At 54.6% G+C, this 24,519-nt stretch carries 23 protein-coding genes; 8 read left to right on the forward strand and 15 right to left on the reverse strand.

Annotation, left to right across the window (positions count from 1 at the left end; genetic code table 11):
* Nucleotides 1-59 precede the first annotated feature (59 nt).
* Genes ACA074_RS19440 through gmd form a run of 4 tightly spaced genes read right to left on the reverse strand, consistent with a single transcriptional unit; the run spans nt 60 to nt 4,248 of the window.
* Nucleotides 60-1,178: a glycosyltransferase family 4 protein gene (locus tag ACA074_RS19440; protein ID WP_497677623.1), complete on the reverse strand. Its 1,119-nt coding sequence runs from the start codon at nt 1,176-1,178 to the stop codon at nt 60-62.
* A complete protein-coding gene (locus ACA074_RS19445; protein WP_497677624.1) occupies nt 1,175-2,320 on the reverse strand; it encodes a glycosyltransferase family 4 protein in 1,146 nt (381 codons plus the stop codon). Before ACA074_RS19445 ends, ACA074_RS19440 begins: the two co-directional genes overlap by 4 nt.
* The gene (locus tag ACA074_RS19450) at nt 2,321-3,217 is read right to left on the reverse strand and encodes a GDP-mannose 4,6-dehydratase (protein WP_497615088.1); all 897 of its coding nucleotides are present in this window, start codon (nt 3,215-3,217) and stop codon (nt 2,321-2,323) included. It abuts the gene before it with no gap.
* Nucleotides 3,217-4,248 carry a GDP-mannose 4,6-dehydratase gene (gmd, locus tag ACA074_RS19455; RefSeq protein WP_489879058.1) on the reverse strand — a complete coding sequence of 344 codons (1,032 nt, stop codon included), beginning with the start codon at nt 4,246-4,248 and terminating at the stop codon, nt 3,217-3,219. The genes ACA074_RS19450 and gmd overlap by 1 nt, the downstream gene beginning before the upstream one ends.
* 322 nt (nt 4,249-4,570) lie before the next feature.
* Between gmd and ACA074_RS19460 the strand changes: the two genes are divergently transcribed.
* Genes ACA074_RS19460 through ACA074_RS19495 form a run of 8 tightly spaced genes read left to right on the forward strand, consistent with a single transcriptional unit; the run spans nt 4,571 to nt 12,561 of the window.
* Nucleotides 4,571-5,395 carry an ABC transporter permease gene (locus tag ACA074_RS19460; protein WP_497615089.1) on the forward strand — a complete coding sequence of 275 codons (825 nt, stop codon included), beginning with the start codon at nt 4,571-4,573 and terminating at the stop codon, nt 5,393-5,395.
* A gap of 12 nt (nt 5,396-5,407) precedes the next feature.
* Nucleotides 5,408-6,151: an ABC transporter ATP-binding protein gene (locus ACA074_RS19465; protein ID WP_489879056.1), complete on the forward strand. Its 744-nt coding sequence runs from the start codon at nt 5,408-5,410 to the stop codon at nt 6,149-6,151.
* 5 nt (nt 6,152-6,156) lie between these two features.
* A complete protein-coding gene (locus tag ACA074_RS19470) occupies nt 6,157-7,455 on the forward strand; it encodes an FkbM family methyltransferase (protein WP_497677625.1) in 1,299 nt (432 codons plus the stop codon).
* Nucleotides 7,452-8,081 carry an acetyltransferase gene (locus tag ACA074_RS19475; RefSeq protein WP_489879054.1) on the forward strand — a complete coding sequence of 210 codons (630 nt, stop codon included), beginning with the start codon at nt 7,452-7,454 and terminating at the stop codon, nt 8,079-8,081. Before ACA074_RS19470 ends, ACA074_RS19475 begins: the two co-directional genes overlap by 4 nt.
* Before the next feature lie 10 nt (nt 8,082-8,091).
* Nucleotides 8,092-9,195, forward strand: coding sequence for a DegT/DnrJ/EryC1/StrS family aminotransferase (locus ACA074_RS19480; protein ID WP_497677626.1), 1,104 nt, complete (start codon nt 8,092-8,094; stop codon nt 9,193-9,195).
* On the forward strand, nt 9,195-10,229 hold the full coding sequence (locus ACA074_RS19485) for a glycosyltransferase family 4 protein (protein ID WP_489879052.1): 1,035 nt from the start codon (nt 9,195-9,197) through the stop codon (nt 10,227-10,229). The genes ACA074_RS19480 and ACA074_RS19485 overlap by 1 nt, the downstream gene beginning before the upstream one ends.
* A complete protein-coding gene (locus ACA074_RS19490) occupies nt 10,226-11,263 on the forward strand; it encodes a glycosyltransferase family 4 protein (RefSeq protein WP_489879051.1) in 1,038 nt (345 codons plus the stop codon). The genes ACA074_RS19485 and ACA074_RS19490 overlap by 4 nt, the downstream gene beginning before the upstream one ends.
* Nucleotides 11,260-12,561 (forward strand): glycosyltransferase, encoded by a 1,302-nt coding sequence (locus ACA074_RS19495; protein WP_489879050.1) that lies wholly within the window; start codon nt 11,260-11,262, stop codon nt 12,559-12,561. Before ACA074_RS19490 ends, ACA074_RS19495 begins: the two co-directional genes overlap by 4 nt.
* 58 nt (nt 12,562-12,619) lie before the next feature.
* Here the strand turns inward: ACA074_RS19495 and ACA074_RS19500 are convergent, their stop codons facing one another.
* The 11 genes from ACA074_RS19500 to rpsA all read right to left on the reverse strand — a co-directional run bounded on the left by ACA074_RS19500 (nt 12,620) and on the right by rpsA (nt 24,425).
* A complete protein-coding gene (locus ACA074_RS19500) occupies nt 12,620-14,005 on the reverse strand; it encodes a glycosyltransferase family 4 protein (protein WP_489879049.1) in 1,386 nt (461 codons plus the stop codon).
* Entirely contained in the window at nt 14,002-15,228 is a 1,227-nt protein-coding gene (locus ACA074_RS19505; protein ID WP_489879048.1) for a glycosyltransferase family protein, read from the reverse strand. Before ACA074_RS19505 ends, ACA074_RS19500 begins: the two co-directional genes overlap by 4 nt.
* A 101-nt stretch (nt 15,229-15,329) precedes the next feature.
* Nucleotides 15,330-16,694: a phosphohexomutase domain-containing protein gene (locus ACA074_RS19510; protein WP_489879047.1), complete on the reverse strand. Its 1,365-nt coding sequence runs from the start codon at nt 16,692-16,694 to the stop codon at nt 15,330-15,332.
* 149 nt (nt 16,695-16,843) lie between these two features.
* The gene (locus tag ACA074_RS19515) at nt 16,844-18,286 is read right to left on the reverse strand and encodes a mannose-1-phosphate guanylyltransferase/mannose-6-phosphate isomerase (RefSeq protein WP_489879046.1); all 1,443 of its coding nucleotides are present in this window, start codon (nt 18,284-18,286) and stop codon (nt 16,844-16,846) included.
* Between the two features lie 183 nt (nt 18,287-18,469).
* Entirely contained in the window at nt 18,470-19,360 is an 891-nt protein-coding gene (rfbA, locus tag ACA074_RS19520) for a glucose-1-phosphate thymidylyltransferase RfbA (protein WP_489879045.1), read from the reverse strand.
* Entirely contained in the window at nt 19,357-20,250 is an 894-nt protein-coding gene (gene rfbD / locus ACA074_RS19525) for a dTDP-4-dehydrorhamnose reductase (RefSeq protein WP_497615099.1), read from the reverse strand. The genes rfbA and rfbD overlap by 4 nt, the downstream gene beginning before the upstream one ends.
* Nucleotides 20,247-21,323 (reverse strand): dTDP-glucose 4,6-dehydratase, encoded by a 1,077-nt coding sequence (gene rfbB / locus ACA074_RS19530; protein ID WP_489879043.1) that lies wholly within the window; start codon nt 21,321-21,323, stop codon nt 20,247-20,249. Before rfbB ends, rfbD begins: the two co-directional genes overlap by 4 nt.
* A gap of 227 nt (nt 21,324-21,550) precedes the next feature.
* On the reverse strand, nt 21,551-21,790 hold the full coding sequence (locus tag ACA074_RS19535) for a LapA family protein (protein ID WP_489879042.1): 240 nt from the start codon (nt 21,788-21,790) through the stop codon (nt 21,551-21,553).
* A gap of 27 nt (nt 21,791-21,817) precedes the next feature.
* Nucleotides 21,818-22,114 carry an integration host factor subunit beta gene (gene ihfB, locus ACA074_RS19540; protein ID WP_003189779.1) on the reverse strand — a complete coding sequence of 99 codons (297 nt, stop codon included), beginning with the start codon at nt 22,112-22,114 and terminating at the stop codon, nt 21,818-21,820.
* Nucleotides 22,115-22,256: 142 nt separating this feature from the next.
* Nucleotides 22,257-22,535 (reverse strand): hypothetical protein, encoded by a 279-nt coding sequence (locus ACA074_RS19545; RefSeq protein WP_497615100.1) that lies wholly within the window; start codon nt 22,533-22,535, stop codon nt 22,257-22,259.
* 204 nt (nt 22,536-22,739) lie between these two features.
* Complete coding sequence (gene rpsA, locus ACA074_RS19550) at nt 22,740-24,425, reverse strand: 30S ribosomal protein S1 (RefSeq protein ID WP_100847732.1); 1,686 nt, start codon at nt 24,423-24,425, stop codon at nt 22,740-22,742.
* Nucleotides 24,426-24,519 lie beyond the last annotated feature (94 nt).

Raw genomic sequence — 24,519 nt, forward strand, 5'->3', positions numbered from 1 at the left:
TCAATACGTTCGAACCCCGGAGGAGCGGTCATGCCAATGCTGGTACCCGCCACAGAGCGCTAACTTCTACTGCACAGTTTCCGGTAAACCGCTGCATAGGCCGCAGCCATTTCACTCGACGAAAACACCTCTTGGTAACGCCGAAATGCCAGCCGTCCCATTTCACCGGCCTTCTCCACATCAATCCACAGGGTGCTCATTGCCGCGGCGAGCGCAACAGAATCTCGAGGTGGAACCACCAGCCCGGTCTCATTGGCAATATTGATGAAAGTCGTCCCTGAACCGATTTCACAGGAGATCAGCGGCTTCGCATACATCGCGGCCTCCAGCAAAGAAATACCGAAGGATTCCGAGCGCAGATGCGAAGGAAATACAAAACAATGGCACAACGTCAGCAAGGCGGCTTTGTCTACATCACCCAATCCGCCCAAAAAATGCACATTGGCCAGTCCTAGCCTGGAAGCCTGCTCCTTAAGCTCGTATTCCTGATGACCGCCCCCCAGAATCACTACCGGAAAACCTGTGATATGTGCGGCCTCAAGCAGAAAATCCAGACCTTTGTAGTACCGCAGAGCACCGACGAAGAGGAAAAATTTCGCGCCTACCTTCGCCCGCCATTCAGCGAGTTTCTCCGGAGAGACAATCGGATAAGTAGCCGCGTCCAGTCCGTACGGAATGATCTCGACTTTATCGCGGAACCGCGACAACACAGGACTGCTCTGCGCGTAGTTGGGCGACGACGCAACGATACAATCCACGCTGGAAAGGAAACGGTTCATCAGCGGCTGATACAACTTGAGCAGGGTCTTCTGCTTGACGATATCAGAGTGGTAACTGACCACCGAAGGCTTGCCGTGGCGTGTCGCGAAATGAACCAGATCCATGTATGGCCAAGGGAAGTGGTAATGCACTACATCGACTTCCTTTGCCAGCTCGGAAAAGTCCTTGAATGCCGACAGCGAGAAACCCGTCGAAGCCACGTGCAGATCCAGTTTCGAACGATGAGTGACGTGATTCCCGACTGTTTCATTGCGCGCCGCACCGCGCTCGCTGAGGTAGAGCACCTGCGACGAAAAGCCGTGTTCAGCACCGCCCTGGGCGATCTGGAAAATGACTTGTTCGATACCACCCATGGTTTCCGGGTAGTAGGTTTTGAAAAAATGCAGAACCTTGATCATTTTTCGCCTGATACCTTCCGGTAGACTTGCAGCGTTTCCAGAGCGCAACGCTCCCAGGAAAAACCTTGTGCATGGCGCAATCCCTTGACCACGGCGGACTCACGCCAGTCATCGTCAGTCAGCCCTCGCTCAATCAGCCTCGTCAGTTCCTCAACATCCATCGGTGCACACATCAGCGCGGCATCGCCGGCAACTTCAGGCAATGATGAGCTATTGGAGCAGACCACCGGCACGCCGGAATTCATGGCTTCGAGTACCGGCAGACCGAACCCTTCGTAGAGCGAAGGAAAGGCAAACAAACGGGCACCCGCAAAGAGCAACGGCAAGTCTTCGGCCGGCACAAACCCAAGGTAGTGGGCCCAGCCCTCACGTCTCGCGCTTTCGAGTTTCTGATGAATCACATCGTTGCGCCAGCCGTGGTAGCCGGTGAGGATCAGCGGCCACCGGGTACGCAGCGCCAGCGGCAGTCGTTCATAGGCGGCAAGCAATGTCTCGATATTCTTGCGCGGCTCAATGGTGCCGACAAACAGCGTATATCCGCTCGGCTGCAGCCCATGCCGAGCCAGCGTAACGACGAGCTCATCTGCAGGGCGCGGGTAGAACTCCGGAGAACTTGCCAGCGGCACGGCGTGGATCCGCTCAATAGGCCAGGAAAAGTAATCGGCGAGCTCACGGCGCGTGAATTCCGAATCGGTAATCAGCGCGTCAGCTCTTACCAAAGTCGTTCTCAGTTCTTTTTGCAGGTATCGAACCAGTTGAGGCGCGTGGCAGTGCGCCCAAGTGAAAGGCGACAGATCATGGAACGTCGCCACGCTGCGCCCAGGGAAGGGCGGCAGAAAATAATTGGGACTGTGATACAGAAAATCGCCATGCCCTTTCAGCGCGGCTTTGCGCAGCATCGGCATGAGCAGCCGATAGGCTTCCACGGCAAGGAAACTCTTCTGCACGGCACGCTTGAGCCCATAGCCACTGCCGGACTCGTTGGCAGCGGTGGGTAATTGCGGCAGGAAGCTGCGGCCTGCAAAGAACTGCAGGTCGCTAATATCTGGGTTTTGCTGAAGTTTCAGCGCAAGTTCGTAGGTATAGCGACCGATGCCAGTCAGCGGAAAGCGGATCGGCTCAACAGATAGCACTAGCTTCATTTAGTCCGCCGAAAGCATCCAGCTTAGAGTTTCTTCCAGTTTTGGAGTTTGCCAGCCGTTAACCAGCCCGCAAAGACGGGTGTTGTCACCGCACAGGATCTTCACTTCGTGAGTGCGCACGAATGCCGGATTCACTTCGACTTCCAGGTGATGACCAGTAAAGGCCGCGCACATGTCGATCACTTCACGCAACGAATGACTTTTGCCCGAACTGACGTTGACGGTCTGTCCCAAAGGCTTGGCCTCAATCAGGCCGCGATACGCTTTGACCACAGCCCGTACATCGCTGAAATCGCGAGATACATCGAGATTTCCGAGCTGAATCCTGCTTGCTCGCTGGCGAAAGTGAGAGACGATCTTGGGTAACAGGAAGCTTTCCGCCTGGCCAACACCGGTGTAGTTGAAAGGACGCGTGATCACGATCGGCAGACGGTCATGCCAAAGGCTGGCCATGTATTCCATGGCAAGCTTGCTGACTGCGTAATCATTGGCGGGCGCCGGCACAGTGGATTCACTCAGCAGGCCGGCCGAAGCATTGCCGTAGACGTTGGCACTGCTGGCGAGCAGCACGCAATCCGGAACCTTCCCGCAAGCGGCAATCGCTTCCAGCAAGTGACGGGTGCCGATCAGATTGACCTCGTAAAAGGGATCTGCAGCGCCGTGCCCAACGAATGCCAATGCCGCCAGATGAACCACGACATCAGGTTGAATTGTTGCCAGCAACTTGCGCAGAGCGGCACCGTCGGCCAGATCTGCCTGAAAATAGCCAGGCTCGTCCGAGGACTGAGAACCCAATCCTATCACTTCATAACCGTTGGCTTTGAGCTCAGCGGCCATGTAACGCCCAGTGAAACCTTGAATACCTGTGATCAGCGCTCGTTTACCGGCAATACTCATCAGAACGAAAACCCTTGCTCATTTCGACGAAGGTCGGCTTCGACCATCATTCGGCACAGCTCTTCAAGCGTCGTTTTCGGCTCCCAACCCAGTGCGGCCTTGGCCTTGGCCGGATCACCGATCAACAACTCGACTTCGGTCGGACGGTAGAATTTCGGATTGATGGTGACCAGAACCTTGCCGGTGGCCGCATCAGTACCTTGCTCGTCTTCTGCCGAACCGCTCCAGGTCAAAGCGATGCCGACAGCCTTGAAAGCCATGGTGACGAAATCACGCACGGTTTCAGTACGGTTGGTCGCCAGTACGAAAGTGTCCGGCTCATCAGCCTGCAGCATGCGCCACATGCCTTCGACGTACTCTTTGGCAAAACCCCAGTCACGCTTGGCGTCGAGGTTGCCCAACTCCATTTTGTCCAGCAGGCCCAACTTGATCTTGGCAACCGAGTCGGTAATCTTGCGGGTGACGAACTCACGACCGCGCAACGGCGATTCGTGGTTGAACAAAATCCCGCTGGTAGCAAAGATGCCATACGACTCGCGATAGTTGATGGTCATCCAGTGCGCATACAGCTTGGCGACACCGTAAGGGCTGCGCGGGTAAAACGGCGTGCTCTCGATCTGCGGGATCGCCTGCACCTTACCGAACATTTCCGATGTGGACGCCTGATAGAAGCGCACTTTCGGGTTGACGATACGAATGGCTTCCAGCAGGTTCACACAGCCCAGGCCGGTGATTTCCGCGGTAGTCAGAGGCTGTTCGAAAGACACGCCTACAAAACTCTGGGCAGCCAGGTTGTAAACCTCGGTTGCTTCTGTGGTTTGCAGCAGACGAATACTGGCCGACAGATCGGTCAGGTCATACTCGACCAGATGCAGGTTCGGGTTGTTCTGAATACCCAATTCCTCAATACGCCAGAAATTGACAGAACTGGTTCGACGGTAGGTGCCGTATACCGTGTAGCCCTTATCCAGCAGCAGTTCCGCCAGGTAGGCGCCGTCTTGTCCAGTAATGCCAGTAACGATAGCTTTCATGCGAATCCTCTGAACTCCATTTGAGTGCCTTTTACAGGCACTTTTGCGTTGTGTGCGCTATTGGGCTCCACGCGAGGAGCCACAAATTCTGGCAGATGATACAGAATGCGGCCCCGAACGACGATACCCAACCTGCTTGCAACACGTTTCAATACTCGTCGCGCCAGCTATTGAGGCCAGGCGGGGGTCAACGCGCAGCTGCCTTTATCGGGGTTCGTCAGCCGCAGGGCATCGGATCCCGACAGCGAGCGCCGCGCGCCGAAAGAAATCATCTAGTAATGAGTGACACTCCCCCCACCCCAGCCTAAAATGGCGTGTTTTTTTGACCAACAATCTGGTGCTTTTAATGCGCAATGGTTCAGTAAGTATCGCCGTGTCGGACATCATCGCTGCGACAAGACGGTACGCTTTGGTAGGGATGCTCGGCTGGCAAGACGTCCGGCAGCGCTATAGAAGGTCAGCATTGGGCCCTTTCTGGCTGACCATCAGCATGGGCGTCATGATTGGCACCATCGGCGTGGTATTCGGTCAGATCTTTAACTCGCCCATTCAGGAATTTCTTCCATTCCTCGCCATCGGCATGATCCTCTGGGGATTCATGTCCACAGTCATCAGTGAGGGCTGTACCGGATTTATTGCGGCCGAAAGCATCATCAAGCAACTGCCCATCCCGCTCTTCGCCCATATCATGCGCATGATATGGCGCAACATCCTCATTCTTGGCCACAACATCGTCATTTTTCCGCTGGTGTTGCTGGCGGTCGGCAAGCCCTTGAGCTTGATCGCGCTCATCAGCATTCCCGGGTTTTTCCTGGCCCTGCTCAATCTGACGTGGATTGCATTGCTGTTGGGCATCCTGTGTGCGCGCTACCGTGACCTGCCACAGATTGTCGCCAGTTTGTTACAGGTAGTGTTCTACCTCACGCCAATCATGTGGATGCCAAGCCTGCTGCCACAACGCGCCGGACTGTATCTGCTTGACCTCAACCCGGCCTATCACATCATTTCGGTGGTCCGCTCGCCGCTGATCGGCCAGATGCCGACCGCGACCAACTGGTGGGTTTCCCTGGGCATGGCCGTTGTCGGCTGGCTCGTTGCGCTGGTGGTCTATGGCCGTTACAAGCGCCGCATCGCCTACTGGCTCTGAGAAGAATTAATAATGTCCCTGATCGAATTCAATAACGTTTGTGTAGATTTCCCGATCTACAACGCCAACGGCCGCTCCCTGAAGAAGCGACTTATTCAGGTTGCCACCGGCGGGCAGCTGGGTTCAGACCAGCAAGGCCGCGTCATCGTAAGAGCCCTTGAAAACATTACCGTTACCTTGCGCAAAGGCGACCGGGTCGGACTGCTCGGCCACAACGGCGCTGGCAAGAGCACCATGCTGCGGCTGCTCAGCAAGGTTTACGAGCCGTCGTCAGGGACCGCCCGAATTGAGGGCGAAATCGGGTCGCTGATCGATCTTTCCCTTGGGACGGACCCAGAAGCTACCGGACGGGAAAACATTTACCTTCGGGGCGGTATTCTGGGCATGACCAAGGCGCAAATTACTGAGAAGATTGACGAGATCATCGACTTTACCGAGCTCGGCGACTTTATCGACATGCCAATTCGAACCTATTCGTCCGGCATGCACCTGCGCTTGGCATTTGCTGTTTCGACTACGGTATCTCCGAACATCCTGCTGATGGATGAGTGGCTCTCGGTCGGTGACGAAAACTTCAAGCACAAAGCCGAAGCCCGTATGGACGAACTGGTGAAGTCCACAGACATCCTGGTCATTGCCACGCATTCGCGTGAACTTGCCATGCACACCTGTAACCGGTTGCTGTGGCTGGAGCACGGAAAAATAAAAATGGATGGCGATCCGGCGACTGTCACCGCAGCTTATTTTGGAGCTTGAGGCTAATGAATAGCATCAAGCGCAATGGCGTGGATATCGAGGCGGCTTTCAACCTCGCCTCCAGACGTTCGATCGCGAAAACGGTTATTGATCCGGTGCCAAGCATTTCCATTGATGGAAAGGAATCCCAAACAACCGCCCAAGTGAGGACGAGCCTGATGCTGCGTCACTACATCAAGCAAATGTTGCGGCAGACAGCCCGAAGCGTGTTTTATGTAATGAGACCCTTTACCCGGCCTGTACTTTTTCGCCTGCGCAACTACTTGATATCCAGCCTTCGTCAGGAAATGCTGGAGGAATTTGGCAGGCTACAAGACCTGCAGCGCGAGCAAAACCAAATGATCACGCTGGAGTTTGAGCGTCAGGCAAATTCAGCAAAGATCCAGGCCTCAATGTCACAAAAGCTCTTCGCCCGATTATCAGCGCAGGAAAACCGCAATCAGGAACTCTCCAATAAAGCGCAACTTGATCGGATCGAGCAATACACGCTTCTGGATGTCAATCGCGTGGCCGTCAATGCAGGGCCGGACGAAACGCTCATCAAATCAACTGTGGGATACGTGCTGTGCGATGCCAGAGACCATGCATTGCTCAGCTGCCTGCTGCAGGCTGGCGAACTGGAGCCTGGTACACGTCAGGTGATTGAGCGGATCATCAAGCCTGGCGATGTCTACGTCGACGTTGGCGCGAATATCGGCCTGCACTCGATCGCCGCCGCTCGAGCCATGTCGGGACAGGGAAAAATCATCGCATTCGAGCCATTTGAACCGACCCGCAAGCTTCTCGAGAGAAACCTGTGGCTCAACGGCTTTTCAGCAATGAGTGAAGTGTCCCCTTTCGCCCTTTCGGACAGATCGGGAAGTCATAAGCTTCATTTGGGCGCCACGAGCGGCCATCACTCTCTTTATGAACTGGATAATCCGGCTTTTTCAACGTCGGCTTCAGTGGATATTAATACCACTACGCTGGACGATTTCTTGCCGCCAGATCAGGCTGTCAAATTGCTGAAGATCGACGCCGAGGGCGCGGAAATCGACGTAATCAGAGGCGCGCAAAAACTTCTTGCAAGCAACCCGAAAATGTTTTTGATCGTTGAGCTTGGCCTCTCGCACCTGAAAAGGAACGCGTTGTCGATCGAAGACTGGCTGCAACAATTCGCAACATTTGGGCTGACTTACCGTGTCATCAATGAACAGACAGGCGCGCTGGAAACGTGGTCGCTGTCGCAGATGGCGAACTCTGACTCGATTAACCTGTTGTTCTCATCGCCCGACTCGCTCGGCGAGGGAGGTACCGATGCATGAAGAGTGAAATCATCGTTATAGGCGCAGGCGGTCACGCGAAAGTCTGTATTGAACTACTTCTGGCACAGGGCGACAGAGTCGCCTGCTGCGTCGGCAATCCGGACAGCCCTGATACTTGCCTGGGCTTCACGGTATTCAAAAGCGACGAACACCTGGCGGTGTTGCGCAAAGACGGGTATGCAAAGGCGTTCATCGCCATCGGATCAAATACGGTGAGGAGCAAATTGGCCAGAAACGCCATCACCATGGGTTTTGAGCTGGTCAATGCAATCAGTCCGGCAGCCATTGTTTCGCCTTCAGCCACTTTGGGTACCGGCATCGCCGTGATGGCCGGTGCAGTGATCAATGCCGAGGCGAAGATATCCGATCTTTGCATCATCAACACCGGGGCCACCATCGACCACGACTGTGTGATCGGTCAGGCGGTTCACATCGCGCCTCAGTGCGCGCTGGCGGGCAATGTGCATGTAGGCGATCTCAGCTTCGTCGGCGTAGGCAGCAAGATCATTCCCGAAATCCACATCGGCGAGTCGGTCACGGTCGGCGCAGGTAGCGTCGTCATTTCGAACATTGAGTCGGCAACCACCGTCGTGGGCGTCCCGGCGAAAGCTTTAAACAAAATTTGAAGGAAGAGACATGAAACGTATTTCCGTTGCACAACCGAAGCTTGCTGGAAACGAACGCAAGTACGTACTTGATTGCCTGGATACCAACTGGATTTCCTCCGCGGGTAAATATATAGCTGCCTTCGAAGAAAGCTTCGCTGCCTTCTGTGGTGTCAAACACGCTATCGCAACCAACAATGGCACCACCGCGCTGCATCTGGCACTGGTCGGACTCGACCTGCAGCCAGGCGACGAAGTCATCATCCCGACCGTCACCTATATTGCTACCGCCAATGCCGTGAAGTATTGCGGTGCCACACCTGTTTTGGTCGACGTCTGCCCGGAGACGATGAATATCGATCCGCAGACCATCGAAAGCAAAATCACCGCGAAGACCAAAGGCATCATCCCGGTACACCTTTACGGTCACCCGGCACAGATGGACGTGGTCAACGACATCGCCCGCAAACACAACCTGTGGGTTGTCGAAGATGCGGCAGAAGCGCATGGCGCTGAAGTCCAAGGCAGCAAGGTTGGCAGTCTGGGGACATGTGCAACGTTCAGTTTCTTCGGCAACAAGATCATAACGACCGGTGAAGGCGGCATGATCACAACCAACGACGACGAACTGGCCGCCAAGCTGCGACTGTTTCGCGGCCAAGGCATGGATCCGAAGCGGCGCTACTGGTTCCCGGTGATCGGTTACAACTACCGTATGACCAACATCCAGGCGGCCATCGGCCTTGCCCAGATGGAAACGATAGATAAGTCCTTGGCTGATCGCGAACAGATCGCGGTCTGGTACAACGAGGCCTTGGCAGACCTTCAGGACAAGCTCGTCCTGCCAAGCGAAGCGTCTTGGGCAAAGCAGGTGTTCTGGATGTACAACATCTTTCTCGCTGACGGGGACGAACACAAGCGTGACGCGGTCATGCAGAAACTGGACGCGGCGGGTATCGAAACACGGCCAGTCTTCTATCCGATGCATGTGCTGCCACCTTACAAGGAAGACAAAACCTACCCCATCGCTGACTTGTGGTCTGGTCGCGGCATCAACCTGCCGACGCACCAGGATCTGACTCAGGAAGACATCATCAGAATTTCCGCAGCCTTGCGTGAGGTCTTGGCGGCCTGATGAAAATTGCACTGTGCTCCACATTTGTGCCTTTTGTCAGGGGAGGCGGAAGGAATATCGTCGATTGGCTGGCATCCATTCTGACTGCAGCCGGACATGAGGTCGAAGTGGTGTATCTGCCCGAACTGGATGCGCCGGAACTACTGTTCCAGCAGATGATGGCGTTGCGCTGGGTTGACCTTCAAGCAGCTGACCGGGTCATCTGCTTCAGGCCTCAGGCCCACCTCATTCCGCACCCGCACAAGATCTTGTGGTTCATACATCATATCCGTACGTTTTATGATTTGTGGGACAGCCCCTATCGGGATTTCGCGGATGACGCCAAGCATCGCGCGATCCGCGAAGCGCTGTTTGATGCGGACACCCGAGCACTGGGCGAAGCCAAGGCGATCTTCACCAACTCGAAAGTCGTGTCCGGCCGACTCAAGACCTACAACGATGTCGATAGTGAAGTGCTCTACCCTCCCGTGTTCGAGTCGGAGCGGTTCTTCAGTGCGGGTCACAACGACGAGATTGCATACATCTGCCGCCTCGAACACCACAAACGTCAGCATCTGCTGATCGAGGCGCTTAGCTATACGACCACCCCGGTTCGTCTGCGCCTGCTGGGAACCGGTGCTGGTCCCGACTATGCCATTGCCCTTCACCAGCAAATCGAAGAAAGCAATCTGGCAGATCGCGTAATCCTCGATGACCGCTGGATCACCGAAGAAGAAAAAGTCGCTTGTCTATCGACATGTCTCGCTGCTGCTTATCTGCCGGTCGACGAAGACTCCTATGGCTATCCAAGCCTGGAAGCCAGTCACGCCGAGAAACCGATCCTTACCACCACTGATTCGGGTGGCGTACTAGAGTTGGTTCAGGATGGCTACAACGGATACATCGCCGACCCTACCCCCGAGTCGTTGGCCACTGCAATGGACAAGCTCTTCACGGACAGAAACATGACGCAAGCCATGGGCAAGAATGCGAAACAGCGACTGGTCGACTTGAAAATTTCCTGGTCGCACGTTCTGGAGCGCCTGTTGGCATGAAAGTATTGATTGTAAACAACATGGCCCCATTCCTCTGGGGGGGGGCTGAAGAACTAGCGGTTAACCTGCAGAAAAACCTGATCGTCGCAGGTCATGATGCCGAAATCATGCGAATACCGTTTCAATGGGAGCCCGCATCGACAATTCCGTCGCAGATGCTGCTGGCGCGCACCCTGGAAGTATTCAACACCGATCACGTCATCGCCTTGAAATTTCCGGCGTACCTGGTTCGGCACCATAGAAAGTCATTGTGGTTACTTCACCAGTATCGCCAGGCCTATGACCTGTATGACGTCGGCCAGACGAATCTGCCGGCGGATCAGAGCGGCGCGGATATCCGTAACGCGATCATCAATGCTGACAACGAAAGCTTCGCTGAGAGCCGGCATATCTATACCAACTCCGAAATCACGCGCCAACGCCTGCTGAAGTACAACGGTTTTGACTCCAGTGTACTGCTGCCACCCGTCAACGATCCACAAGCGTTTATCGGCGGGGAATCAGGCGACTACATTTTTGCAGGTGGCCGGGTAAACGGCATGAAGCGCCAATACTTGCTTCTGCAGGCGCTGGCCAAAGCGGATAAACAAGTCAAACTGATCATCGCTGGGCCGCCGGAGTCTGCGGCCGACGCGCAAAAACTCCATGCAATTGTGGAAGAGTTCGGCCTGCAGGATCGCGTAAAACTTGATCTGCGGTTTTTACCGCGAGCGACCTACGTCGATTACGTGAATAATTCCCGGGCGGTGGCTTACATCCCGTTCGATGAGGATTCCTTGGGATATGTTGCCATGGAAGCCGCAACCGCTCGTAAAGCGTTGATTACCACCACAGATAGCGGTGGGATCCTCGGCCTTGTCAAGCCTATGGAAACCGGCTGGATAGCCGAGCCGACTGTAGAAGGCCTTGCGCAAGCGATGAACGCAGCGTTTGAGAGCCGAGTGCTAACCAAACAGTATGGCGAAGGTGCCCAGGCACTGTGGGACAGCCTGGGTATCAATTGGCCCGAGACTATCGAGGCGCTACTCAAATGAAACTTGTCATATTTGCACCAGGCATCAAATCATCGGCCATCGGCCGAATGACTCGCCTCGTGGTTCGCGCACTGCTGACTCAACGTCATGAGATTGTATTGATCCGGACCGAAGGTGCTCATTTACTGGGCAAAGAACCTCACGACTTTGGCTGCAACGTACTGTCTTGGACGGATGAAGCGCTGGTAACCTTGGAAGTTCAGAGCGCAGATTGCCTCATCTACCAGATCGGCGACAACTACGAGTTTCATGAGGGCGGCGTTGCATGGCTGCAGAAAGCTCCTGGAATTGTCTGCCTACATGATTTTTTTCTCGGCCATTTGTTCTGGGGCTGGGCGCAGCAGCGACGAGCACAAGCAAGCGACATGTTGACCCAGTGGTACGGGCCCAAGATTGCAGCCGAGTACTTCAACTTTAGCGACAGCGCGACTTTCATCGGTACGACACGGGAAACGGCACCGCTGACAGAGTGGATCAGCTCGATGGCCACTGGCGTAATCACCCACAGCACCTGGGGCTGCGACCGGGTCATGGCTGCCTGTGCAGGTCCCGTCTTTGTCACTCCGCTTGCTTATGATGCACCCGGAGCCATCGCCATTGAGAGAGAACGCAAATCCGGGGACAAGCTAAAACTGCTGACTATAGGCCATGTGAATCCCAATAAACGTGTCGAGAGCTGTATCAAGGCAATTGGCAGCAACGAATCGCTGCGCAAGGACGTCAGTTATCGACTTGTCGGAGCGATTCAGCCCGACGTTGAACAGCGCCTCAGCGAACTCGCGCATAAAAATGGCGTCGAGTTGATCATTTCAAACGAAGTAGATGATGCAGCGTTGTCAGAAGCCATCAGGGATGCCGACGTCATCACCTGCCTGCGCTGGCCAAGCCTGGAAGCAGCGTCAGCGTCCGCAATTGAAGCGATGCTATACGGCAAAGCCACGGTGGTTACAGACACTGGTTTTTACAAAGAATTGCCTAACCAGTATGTACTGAAGATCTCGGCTAACAACGAAATCGAGGATCTGAAAAGGACTTTTTTGTCGCTGCAAAGCAATCCTCCCGCCGCCGCCGCCATCGGCAAGCTTGCGCAAGCGTGGGCGAGTGAAACGTTCACGGCTGAAAACTATGTCCATATACTTGAACAGGCTATCCCTGTTGTGTTGCGAGCCCAGGTGATCATTTCAGCGGTCGATCATTTTGCGACTATCATCGGCAATTGGTCTGCCAATCCTGAATTGCTCGGAACTCCCGAAATTCTCAAGCCATTGAGTATCTTCAATACCAACACAATCGTATAACCGGAGCATGGGGTGGATCAGTCTTTGATCCACCCCATGCTCCGAGAAGGTCGTTGCGCTAGTTCAAACTTCCGAATACAAACTGCGCAGTCTCTGACCACGCAACTGGCTTGTATCCGCGCTTGATCGCTTCTTCCTTGGCCGACAGCGCCACTGGATCGAATGCATACTTCTCCAGCTCCGCCGCCCATGCCGAGACGTTCCACGGATCGAGATAATCCAGCAATTCACCCCCGACTTCCGGTATCGACGCCGCATTTGAGGCAAGACAGTACTTACCCGCTGCCAGACTCTCCGCAACCGGTAAGCCCCATCCTTCATACAGAGACGGGAACGCCGTCATCATGCAATGCCGATACAGATGCATCAGGTCGGAGTCAGAGACGTTGTTGAGGATGCGGATGTAATCCTTCGTCCGCGGATCCAGCTCAAGATCCTTCAGCAGATCGCCCACCCCCCAACCCGGCATACCTACAAACACCAGCTTGGGCAGGTCCTGCACTCCGTCATCGATCAGGCGCGTGTAGGCACGGTAAAGCACTTCATGGTTCTTGCGGCGCTCAATCGTCGAAACGAATAATACAAAGCGTTCGCTCAACAGTGCCTTGACGTCAGCGCTGATGCTGTCGCTGAGTACATGGGACAACTGACAGCCAAGCTTGACTACTTCCGTCTCGGGAATCGGTGCGCCCAGTTCACTCAGCAGCGAGACCAGATCTTTGCGGGTGCACTCGGAAATGCACAGAATCTTGTCCGCACACCAGGCGACATCGGCAAAATAGTTTGCAAACTTGGCAGCCACATCGCCCACACACAGGTGCGGAAGGCGCACAGGAATCACGTCGTAGCAGAAAAGTACAACCCGCAGACCGACCTGTTTTTTCAATTCATAAAGATGCGGCAGATCCTTGTTATCCCAATCCAGCCCAACGGAAATGTAGCTATCGCCTCGGGAGAACGGGTGGCCACTGGTACTGGCCTTGCGCAACGACGGGTTGAACACATGTCCGCGATTGGCAGGTTTGAGAAACGCCTTGGCCGCAGAGCGCAAATGGCGAACGCCAATGACTGCCTCAACGATCGAAACGCGCCGCTGCTGGAAAAACTGATAAATGCGTCCGCTGATACTGGTAGGCAGTCGGTTGAGCACTTTCATCGCTTTGCTTTTGAGGCGGGCTTCTATCGAGCTTTTGTTCGATCTGGCGCTGGCAGTCTTGCCGGAACTCGCAACATGCGCGCCCGAAATTCTCTTCAGCGTGGCGGCGACATCGCCAGCGGCGATAGCACTGTAGCCGGTAGCATGACTGAAGAAACAGAACTTGACGTCCTCACCGGCAGCGATAAGCTCAAGCGCATGGGCAGCCGCTTCTGCTTCGGTACGAATAATGCCTACAGCCGGTCGGTGCCAGCCCAGGATCGTTGTCACATCAAACCAGGTCGTCATACCTGTTGCGCCTTCTTTTCAATGACTTCTACCGCTGCACGGGGGATCGCTTCGAGACTGCGAGCCCACGTCAACGGCTCGCGGGACTCACGGTCCGGCCCTTGGCCATCTGTTGCTGCCCTCCCCGTCAGGCGATTGCGAATGGCTGCATGGAATTCGCCAGGCGTGCGTGCGACGCTGATCTCCGGCGAACTCAAATGCTGCTCGAAACCGCGAAAAGCCGACTCAGTGCCAATGACGTACTTACCCGAATAAATCGCTTCAGCGGTTTTGATGTTAGAACCACCGCCGTGTGGGATTGGCAGCAGGAAAGCATGGGCGAGGGTTTTCACCGCATCCAGATCATCATCCGGCAGCATGTACAGCAACTGCAGGCGCGACAGATTCAACTGGCCCCAACGACTGTTTCGCAGGGTCGTTTCAAGGTGCTCGCAGACACTTCCGACCACCACCAGCTTGCTATCGGGAGGGATACACGCCAAGGAACTCCCCAGGCACTCATTGAACCCCTTGAAGTTCGGCGGATGCGCACTGGCGACATAGAGAATCCACGGCGACTCGGGAAGACGTGCCTTCCAGGTCTCCAGAACTTCGGCCTTGGCCGTCCACGGCGCAATGCCATTGGGAGCGAGCAAAGGCAGTTTCGCGCCCCAAGCATTGAGTATGTCGTGATCAGCCTGAGTAACTGCCACGGCGATGTCGGCTTCGAGTGTTGCCTTGCGTTCCAGCGCTTCGATATCGGCAATCACTGAATCAGCGCCCGTAATGCCGTAGCTGTCGAGGATTTCCTGCTTCAACGGTGACTCGATATTCTGCGAACCATAAATCAAGCATGCATTACGATACTGAGGCATCTGCTGGATTTTCAGCACCAGAGGCCAGAGCCAGGGTTGCTCGACATGGATCACATCGATGACGGGTGGCAGCTTCTTGAGGATCTCGGCGAAACCGCCTTGATCCGATGCAGCGAACTCGCCCGAAAGCAGGTCGTTGATCAATGGCACATAAGTGCCCTTGTACTTTCGGAAGCGGCTGTCGACTGGAAACTTGACGTCATTGGCGCCCAATGTCGACGGCGGATACCCTTCTGGCTCGTAGACGGCCAGATGAGTGACGCTCCAACCGCTGTCTGTGAAGGTTTTAGCAATATTGGCGACCCTGACCTGACCACCGTGTCGGGGACTGGCAATAGGGTAGGTACTGAGCAGTAAAACCGTTTTCAAAATAAGAACCTATAAAATTGATACTTCACAACCCACGACCGCACCGCGATGTTTCAACTACCGAAGTACGGGCGCCGTTGGATACTAGAGAGTCGAAGCTCTCAAGCCTCTTGAATCAATGTTTCGATTTCCTTCAAGCGCATCCACATCAATGCCTGGTCGCCTTTGGCTTCAACATTGAGCCGCAACAACGGCTCGGTGTTGGACCCCCGCAGATTGAAGCGCCAATCGGCAAAAGAAACGCTGATGCCGTCGGTCTTATCCAGTTCAGGGCCTTGCGGAAGAAAATGCGTCAGTACCTTTTGCAGCATCGCGGGCACATCTTCAACGCGGTAATTGATCTCGCCAGTGCACGGATAGGCCGCGATACGCTCGTCCACCAGTTGCGCAAGTGTCTTGCCGCCGCTGGACATCAAGGCAGTCACCAATAACCATGGAATCATGCCACTGTCGCAATAGGCAAAATCGCGGAAATAGTGGTGGGCACTCATCTCACCGCCATAGATCGCATCTTCAAGACGCATACGCTCTTTGATAAATGCGTGACCAGTTTTGCACAGCACCGGTACGCCCCCCGCCTGTTCAACTTGATCGATTGTGTTCCAAGTCAGTCGCGGGTCATGAATGATCTTGCTGCCCGGGTGCTGCTTGAGCAGCATTTCGGCCAGCAGGCCCACCAGATAATAGCCTTCAATGAACCGACCTGTTTCGTCAAAGAAGAAACAGCGGTCAAAGTCGCCATCCCACGCCAGCCCGAGATCACAACCGTTATCGAGCAGCGCCTGACGTGTGAGCTCACGGTTTTCCGGCAGCAACGGGTTGGGCACGCCATTAGGGAAATTACCGTCGGGCTCGCCATTGATCAGCACCCATTCAAACGGCAGCTTGCCGATCAACGCCTGTAGAACCGGACCCGCCGCGCCGTTGCCAGGATCGGCCAGCACTTTCAACGGTTTGAGTTGCGCAGTGTCAACATAGGTCAACAGATGATTGATGTAACCAGCCTTGTCCTGCTCATGGCGAACATTGCCCGGCGTGTCCGCCAATGCGCCCAGGTCACCGCTTTCCACTCGGTCCCGGATTGCATTGAGGCCTGTATCGCCGCTGATCGGACGCGACTGCGATTTGACCAGCTTCATCCCGTTGTAGCCTTTGGGATTGTGGCTTGCAGTAATCATCACCCCACCGTCCGCATTGAACGCGCTGGTAGCGAAGTAGACCTCTTCAGTCCCGCACAGACCGATGTCAATGACGTCCGCGCCGCCCTCCAGCAAGCCACGGGTCATCGCATCCGCCAGCATCGGGCTCTCCAGCCGCATGTCCCGACCCAGTACGATGCTCTTGCCCTGCAGCTCGGTGACCATCGCGCGGCCAATCCGATAAGCCACATCTTCGTTCAGGTCGGACGGTACCTGGCCACGGATGTCATAAGCCTTGAAGCATCGGGTTTTGATAGGGGTATGCATTCTGGTCTCTTGGTTGGAAATCTGAAGACGAAACACCCGGAGCTGCCGTCGTGCGTCATCGATATTGAATGAGATGTGAGGTATATACATGCAAATAAGCCTGACCGGTCAATGAATCACCGATCAGGCTTATGACAGCCGACAGGCAATTACTGGTCGACGCGGCCGTAGATATCTTCGAAGCGCACGATATCGTCTTCACCCAGATATTCGCCGCTCTGCACTTCAATCATCACCAGGTCAATCACCCCGGGATTACTGAGACGATGTTGATGGCCTGCACGAATGAACGTGGACTCGTTGGTGTTCAACATCAGCTCCTGCTGGTCGTTGACCACCACAGCCATGCCCTTGACGACAATCCAGTGTTCACTGCGATGGTGATGCATCTGCAAGGACAGGGACGCCTTCGGTTTGACCACGATACGCTTGATCTTGAAACGCTCGCCCTCCTCCAGAGTGGTGTAGGTGCCCCATGGTCGATGGACCGTACGGTGCAGCAAGTGCACCGTATGACTGCAGGCCTTTAGCTGGTTGACGATATGTTTCACGTCCTGAGCATGATCCTTGTGGGCGATCATCACTGCATCAGGCGTGTCGATTACCAACAAGTCTTCGACACCCACCAGGGCCGTCAGGCGAGATTCGCTGTTCACATAATTGTTACGCGAACCATGGGAGAGGACTTCGCCTTCGAAACGGTTGCCGTTTTCGTCAGGCTCGGTCAGTTCACTCACGGCATTCCAGGAGCCGATATCGCTCCAGCCAATGTCACAAGGGATGGTCGCAACCTTGCTGGAACGCTCCATCAACGCATAGTCAATGGAGATATCCGGTACCTTGGCGAAGGCGTCGCTGTCCAGTGCCAGACACCGATACTTGTCGGAAGAAGTCAGGCGCGAAGCCTCGATTGTCCTGGCAACGGCTTCGACGACGTCGGGAGCATGCTGGCGAAGCTCTTCCAGAACCGTACCCACGCGGAAGCAGAACATGCCTGAGTTCCAGAAATAGTTACCGGCCTTGACATACCCCTGAGCAGTTTCCAGGTTCGGTTTCTCGACAAACCGCGCAACTTTCAGGCCACCCTCTAGCGGGGTGTCTTTTTGCGCTTCGATGTAACCGAAGCCGGTTTCCGGATAGGTCGGCTGAATACCGAACGTGACCAGCCAGCCCTCAGCGGCAAGCGCGCCTGCCTGGGCCACTGCGGCGGCAAACGCTTTTTCATCCTTGATCAGGTGATCGGCGGCCAGCACCAGCATTTGCGCATCAGCGCCATGGGTAGCTTCGAGCTGAAGGGCCGCCGCAGCGACTGCTGCCGCGGTATTACGTCCGAAAGGTTCAAGGATGAACCCTTGAGCGTGCTTGGCGGTGTTAACCACGCCGTACTCGTCTTCAGTCTTGAACAACAGTTCACGGTTGGTCACCGTGAGGACTTCGACAACGCCCTCCAGACGCGAAGCACGCAAGAACGTCTTCTGGATAAGATTCTGGCCGTCTGGCAAATCCATGAACGGCTTGGGGTGGGCTTCACGGGAAACAGGCCACAACCGGCTGCCCACTCCGCCAGACAAAATTACGGGAATCAGTTCCATGCTCGAAATCCTTAATCCCCTTTCCTGTTGATGTCATCAGAAAAGCGGGTTCAGTTATATTTTCAGTCGTTCCTGCACCGAACTCAGTGCAAAAGCATTGCTCTACCATCAAAACCTGTCAGCCATTCTACAGCGGGCTTGAATAGATAACTCGGCAAACTACCAGTCGGACGCCAACCGCCATCAAGCCGAAGGGTTATCCAGTAACTTCTGCAGGTATTGCCCGTAGCCGGTCTTTTTCAGACGCTCGGCCTGAGTTGCCACCTGCTCAGCGGCTATCCACCCATTGTTGTAGGCAATTTCCTCGAGACAAGCGACTTTCAGGCCCTGCCGGTGTTCGATTGTATGGACGAAGTGACTCGCTTCCAGCAGGGAGTCGTGCGTGCCAGTGTCCAGCCAGGCGAAACCGCGGCCCAGCATCTCGACGTTAAGCGTCTTCTGTTCCAGATAAGCTCGGTTGATATCGGTGATTTCCAGCTCGCCGCGCTCGGAAGGCTTGATGCTTTTAGCGATTTCAATCACGTCGTTGTCGTAGAAATACAGACCGGTAACAGCGTAGTTGGATTTCGGTTTCTGCGGCTTTTCTTCGATGCTCAGAGCCCTGCCTGCTGCGTCGAATTCCACGACCCCGAAGCGCTCCGGGTCGCTGACGTGATAACCGAATACGGTGGCACCCGCAGCCTGGGCACTGGCCGAAAGAAGATTGTGCGTGAAGTTCTGGCCGTAAAAGATGTTATCGCCAAGGATCAGGCAGCATGGATCTTTGCCAATGAACTCCTCGCCAATGATGAATGCCTGGGCCAGACCGTCAGGACTAGGCTGCTCGGCGTAACTCAGCTGGACACCGTAGAGGCTGCCATCACCCAACAGTTTGCGGAAATTGGGCAAGTCCTCAGGGGTGGAAATGATCAGGATTTCGCGCATGCCTGCCAGCATCAGCACCGACAACGGATAGAAAATCATCGGTTTGTCGTAAATCGGAAGCAGTTGTTTGGACACACCCAAAGTGACCGGATGCAACCGCGTACCTGAGCCACCGGCCAGAATGATGCCTTTACGGTTTGTCTTGATCATTTGTTCAGGGTTTCCCTAAGCATTCGGGTTACACCACTTTGCCAATCCGGCAAGTGCAGAGAAAAGTTGTCGCGCAGCTTCTGCGTATTCAAACGAGAGTTCAACGGCCGGCGTGCGGGTGTTGGAAAGGCCTCGGTGCTTATAGGATTGATGGCCTTGACCATGAGAGTCTCGCCAAGGCCGCGGGCGACATCAATCACAAAAGACGCATAGCCTTGCCGCGACACTTCACCGCTGGCGACCAAGTGATACACACCAGCCAGTTCGGGTCGCTGCAAAACCTGCAAGATAGCCAATGCCGTCACGTCGGCGATTAAATCCGCGCCCGTGGGTGCACCGATCTGATCCGCGACGATCTCCAGGGTTTCACGCTCGCGAGCCAGTTTGAGCATGATCTTGGCAAAGTTATCGTCGCGAGCGCCATAACACCAACTTGTACGAAAGATCAGGTATTTACAGCCGGAACCGATAATTGCCTGCTCACCTGCTGCCTTGCTCGCGCCGTACCGATTCAACGGAGCAACAGGGTCCGTTTCCAGCCAGGGCGTTGAGCCCTGACCGTTGAAAACGTAGTCCGTGGAGATATGAATCAACCATGCGCCCGTAGCCAGAGCTTCTTGCGCCATGAGCTGGCAGGCGCTGAAATTCACGAGATCCGCCAGGTCGCTCTCGACCTCCGCTTTGTCGACAGCCGTGTAGGCCGCCGCGTTGACGATGATGTCGGGACGCGTGCGCTGAATGGTGGAGCGCAATCCAGCAAGATCGGTAAGGTCGCCGCAAAGAAATTCTGTACCGTGGCGGTCCAGGGAAATCAACTCGCCAAGCGGAGCCAGAGAGCGCTGCAGCTCCCACCCAACCTGACCGTTTTTTCCCAGCAAGAGGATTTTCATGACTTGTCCGAACGGTCCGAATAATTCTGGTCTATCCACTGCTGGTAGCTACCGCTCTTCACGTGCGCGACCCAATCAGTATTATTCAGATACCACTCGACCGTCTTACGAATACCGGTTTCGAAGGTTTCTTGCGGCGTCCAGTTCAGCTCACGCTGAATCTTGCTGGCATCAATTGCATAGCGCTGATCGTGACCCGGACGATCCTGGACGTAAGTAATCAAGTCCGCATGAGGGCGATGAGCGGACTCTGGACGCAACTCATCGAGCAAGGTGCAGAGTGCATGCACCACTTCAATGTTCTGCTTTTCGTTATGGCCGCCGATGTTATAGGTCTCACCGATTACGCCTTCAGTCACAACCTTGTAAAGCGCACGCGCATGATCCTCGACGTAAAGCCAGTCCCGAACCTGATTGCCTTTGCCATACACCGGCAATGACTTGCCCTCCAAAGCATTCAGGATAATCAGCGGAATCAGCTTCTCGGGAAAATGACAGGGGCCGTAATTGTTCGAGCAATTGGTCACCAGTGTCGGCAGACCATAGGTACGGGCCCACGCGCGAACCAGGTGATCGGAACTGGCCTTGCTGGCCGAATACGGTGAACTTGGCTGATAGGGAGTGTTTTCGGTAAAGAGATCTTCCGGCCCCTCAAGATCGCCATAAACCTCGTCTGTCGAGATATGGTGAAAGCGAAAACCGTCCTTGCGAATATCATCCATATCCGACCAATAACGACGGGCCGCTTCTAGCAAGGTATAAGTGCCAATAATGTTGGTCTGGATAAATTCGGACGGACCAGAAATCGAGCGGTCTACGTGAGATTCTGCAGCAAGGTGCATGATTGCATCCGGCTGATGCTCGCGCAAAACACGGTCGACCTCATCGCGATCGCAGATGTCGACGCGCTCGAACGCATATCGCGAATCATTGCTGACTGTTGCCAACGACTCAAGATTACCGGCATAAGTAAGCTTATCGACATTGATCACTGCGTCGGTGGTACTGGAGATGATGTGACGAATGACTGCCGAGCCAATGAAACCCGCCCCGCCGGTTACTAGAATTTTCACGCGAAACCATACCCTCGAGTAGCTGACAGGGCCGCCAACCCAGCGCTGTCTAATCCATGAAAGCAAAAGCCCTTAGTTCAAATGGCTTCTGTCAAAGTCAGTCCTGAACGAAGTGCGAACATGCCACCATCAAATCAGGGCGGCATTTTACAGCTTAATGAACGATTTACGAATGGATATAGACAAGCCGTGGCGCAAATTCGCTCTCGCAGTTGCTTCCGATACAGTCAGGCAATGCGCTTGCGGGAAGCTCTCGACGAACGACCGAGAAGCCAACTGATCACTGGCCCTGCGAGCATGCCGATCAGCAGCGCCAGCATCAGTATCAACGAAACGGGTAATTGAGGGCTCGACCAACCGATGAACACAAGCGCTACCGACTGCTGATTTTCCAGCATGAAAGCCAGAACCAGCAATATAAGTAACAGAATGAAACCACAGAGAACGATGTGTTTGAATTTACGCATGCACGCTCCCTTGAGAGGCAATGGAAATCAAACCCCCTCCTCCTCTTCCTCATTCACCCGATCACGCAATTCCTTACCCGGCTTGAAATGCGGAACGAATTTACCGTCAAGGCTGACAGATTGACCGGTTTTAGGATTGCGACCAACACGTGGCGCACGATAGTGCAGGGAGAAGCTGCCGAATCCACGGATCTCGATACGATCACCGGTGGCCAGACATTGGGACATTTGTTCAAGCATGGTCTTGATGGCCAGCTCTACATCCTTGGATGAGAGCAGCCCTTGATGGGTGACAATTCGTTCGATCAACTCCGACTTCGTCATATTTTTCCCTTCTTTTTCAAGCAGCTAGATCAGCGCTTGAAAGGTTTTAGCACGCCCGGAAGATTTTGAACAGCCCAGGGATTGACATATCTTCCTCAGCGTCAAAACGCCCATTTTCAGGGCATAAAATCAACAAACAAGCTCAACGACAGATGACCAGCATGGTTCGCGTCACGTAGCCAGCTGGATTGAAGCCAAAAGGAAACTCATCTTCATCCTTGGCATCATCAGATCGGGTAATGACTTTATACCCAGCCCCTTTGCACTCCTTCGCCGCTCGCTTCTGGCACTTCTCCCAACTGGAGCCCAACCCAGAGCAGTCGACTTCGATACCGCTGACACCGCGCACCGCACGAGTCTTGGCGCTGGTGGTGCAGCCTGCCAAAACCAATACAGCCATGAGGACAATAAACTTGTTCATCCACTTCCTTATGCCAGGCGACGCCCGACTACCACACGCTTAAGACCAAGCTTAGTCGCGAATAGGCGATTGATCCGATTAAAGAAACAGACAACTCCGGAGTGAGATTGGTTTCACCACAACCCGCACAGCACACGCAACTCACCAAATCGCAGGCACAAAAAAGGGCGACCGAAGTCGCCCTTTTTAATGATCAAGCAGAACTTAGTTCTGTTTGGCCATTGCCTGGCGCAGCAGTGCCGCCATGGTGGTGTCGCCGGTAGCAGCTTCCGGAGTCTCTTTCAGGCTCTGGATAGCTTCTTTCTCTTCAGCATCATCTTTCGACTTGATGGAGAGTTGGATCACGCGGCTCTTGCGATCAACGCTGATGATCTTGGCTTCTACTTCCTGGCCTTCTTTCAGAACGTTGCGCGCGTCTTCAACGCGGTCACGGCTGATTTCGGAGGCTTTCAGAGTTGCTTCGATATCGTCGGCCAGAACGATGATGGCGCCTTTGGCGTCAACTTCTTTCACGGTGCCAGTAACGATTGCGCCTTTGTCGTTAACCGAGACGTACTCGGAGAACGGATCGCTTTCCAGTTGCTTGATACCCAGGGAGATACGCTCGCGCTCTGGGTCAACCGACAGGATAACGGTGTCCAGCTCGTCGCCCTTCTTGAAACGACGAACAGCTTCTTCGCCAACTTCGTTCCAGGAGATGTCGGACAGGTGAACCAGACCGTCGATGCCGCCGTCCAGACCAATGAAGATACCGAAATCGGTGATCGACTTGATGGTGCCGGAGATTTTATCGCCCTTGTTGAACTGGCCAGAGAAATCTTCCCATGGGTTAGATTTGCACTGCTTGATGCCCAGGGAGATACGACGACGCTCTTCGTCGATGTCCAGAACCATAACTTCCACTTCGTCGCCGACTTGTACGACTTTCGAAGGGTGGATGTTCTTGTTGGTCCAGTCCATTTCGGAAACGTGTACCAGACCTTCAACGCCTTCTTCCAGCTCAGCGAAGCAGCCGTAGTCGGTCAGGTTGGTTACACGAGCGGTAACGCGGGTGCTTTCTGGGTAACGAGCTTTGATAGCAACCCATGGATCTTCACCCAGTTGCTTCAGGCCCAGGGAAACACGGTTGCGTTCGCGATCGTATTTCAGAACCTTAACGTCGATTTCGTCACCAACGTTGACGATCTCGGAAGGATGCTTGATGCGCTTCCAGGCCATGTCGGTGATGTGCAGCAGGCCGTCCACGCCACCCAGATCGACGAATGCGCCGTAATCGGTGAGGTTTTTGACGATACCTTTGACTTGCTGGCCTTCCTGCAGGGATTCCAGCAGAGCTTCACGCTCGGCGGAGTTCTCGGCTTCCAGGACGCTGCGACGGGAAACGACAACGTTGTTGCGCTTCTGGTCCAGCTTGATGACCTTGAATTCCAGCTCTTTGCCTTCCAGGTGCGTGGTGTCGCGCACTGGACGGACGTCAACCAGGGAACCTGGCAGGAACGCACGGATGCCGTTAACGTCGACAGTGAAGCCGCCTTTAACCTTACCGTTGATAACGCCCTTGACCACTTCCTCGGCTGCGAAGGCAGCTTCCAGAACGATCCAGCACTCAGCGCGCTTGGCTTTTTCACGGGACAGCTTGGTTTCACCGAAACCATCTTCAACCGAGTCCAGAGCAACGTGAACTTCGTCACCGACATTGATAGTCAGATCGCCAGCGTCGTTGTAGAACTGCTCAAGCGGGATGAGTGCTTCAGACTTCAGGCCAGCGTGAACGGTTACCCAGCGAGCTTGGTAATCGATATCAACGATAACACCGGTGATGATGGAGCCTGCCTGAAGGTTCAGGGTTTTTAGGCTTTCTTCAAAGAGTTCCGCAAAGCTTTCGCTCATTTTAATTCCTGTAAATGAGGGCGAAGGATACGCCCATCTCCACACCCCAGACGGTGTGGGTTAGTTTCATATAGAAGAAGCGCCACAGGACTAT

This window comes from Pseudomonas sp. LBUM1655 (assembly GCF_059716085.1).

Coding starts and splice junctions, on each gene's coding strand:
- ACA074_RS19545 (WP_497615100.1), bottom strand. CDS start 22,535: ATGAACAAGTTTATTGTCCTCATGGCTGTATTGGTTTTGGCAGGCTGC.
- ACA074_RS19515 (WP_489879046.1), bottom strand. CDS start 18,286: ATGGAACTGATTCCCGTAATTTTGTCTGGCGGAGTGGGCAGCCGGTTG.
- ACA074_RS19480 (WP_497677626.1), top strand. CDS start 8,092: ATGAAACGTATTTCCGTTGCACAACCGAAGCTTGCTGGAAACGAACGC.
- rfbA (WP_489879045.1), bottom strand. CDS start 19,360: ATGATCAAGACAAACCGTAAAGGCATCATTCTGGCCGGTGGCTCAGGT.
- ACA074_RS19470 (WP_497677625.1), top strand. CDS start 6,157: ATGAATAGCATCAAGCGCAATGGCGTGGATATCGAGGCGGCTTTCAAC.
- ACA074_RS19440 (WP_497677623.1), bottom strand. CDS start 1,178: ATGATCAAGGTTCTGCATTTTTTCAAAACCTACTACCCGGAAACCATG.
- ACA074_RS19450 (WP_497615088.1), bottom strand. CDS start 3,217: ATGAGTATTGCCGGTAAACGAGCGCTGATCACAGGTATTCAAGGTTTC.
- ACA074_RS19495 (WP_489879050.1), top strand. CDS start 11,260: ATGAAACTTGTCATATTTGCACCAGGCATCAAATCATCGGCCATCGGC.
- rpsA (WP_100847732.1), bottom strand. CDS start 24,425: ATGAGCGAAAGCTTTGCGGAACTCTTTGAAGAAAGCCTAAAAACCCTG.
- gmd (WP_489879058.1), bottom strand. CDS start 4,248: ATGAAAGCTATCGTTACTGGCATTACTGGACAAGACGGCGCCTACCTG.
- ACA074_RS19490 (WP_489879051.1), top strand. CDS start 10,226: ATGAAAGTATTGATTGTAAACAACATGGCCCCATTCCTCTGGGGGGGG.
- ACA074_RS19465 (WP_489879056.1), top strand. CDS start 5,408: ATGTCCCTGATCGAATTCAATAACGTTTGTGTAGATTTCCCGATCTAC.
- ACA074_RS19445 (WP_497677624.1), bottom strand. CDS start 2,320: ATGAAGCTAGTGCTATCTGTTGAGCCGATCCGCTTTCCGCTGACTGGC.
- ACA074_RS19485 (WP_489879052.1), top strand. CDS start 9,195: ATGAAAATTGCACTGTGCTCCACATTTGTGCCTTTTGTCAGGGGAGGC.
- rfbD (WP_497615099.1), bottom strand. CDS start 20,250: ATGAAAATCCTCTTGCTGGGAAAAAACGGTCAGGTTGGGTGGGAGCTG.
- ACA074_RS19475 (WP_489879054.1), top strand. CDS start 7,452: ATGAAGAGTGAAATCATCGTTATAGGCGCAGGCGGTCACGCGAAAGTC.
- ACA074_RS19500 (WP_489879049.1), bottom strand. CDS start 14,005: ATGACGACCTGGTTTGATGTGACAACGATCCTGGGCTGGCACCGACCG.
- ACA074_RS19535 (WP_489879042.1), bottom strand. CDS start 21,790: ATGCGTAAATTCAAACACATCGTTCTCTGTGGTTTCATTCTGTTACTT.
- ihfB (WP_003189779.1), bottom strand. CDS start 22,114: ATGACGAAGTCGGAGTTGATCGAACGAATTGTCACCCATCAAGGGCTG.
- ACA074_RS19510 (WP_489879047.1), bottom strand. CDS start 16,694: ATGCATACCCCTATCAAAACCCGATGCTTCAAGGCTTATGACATCCGT.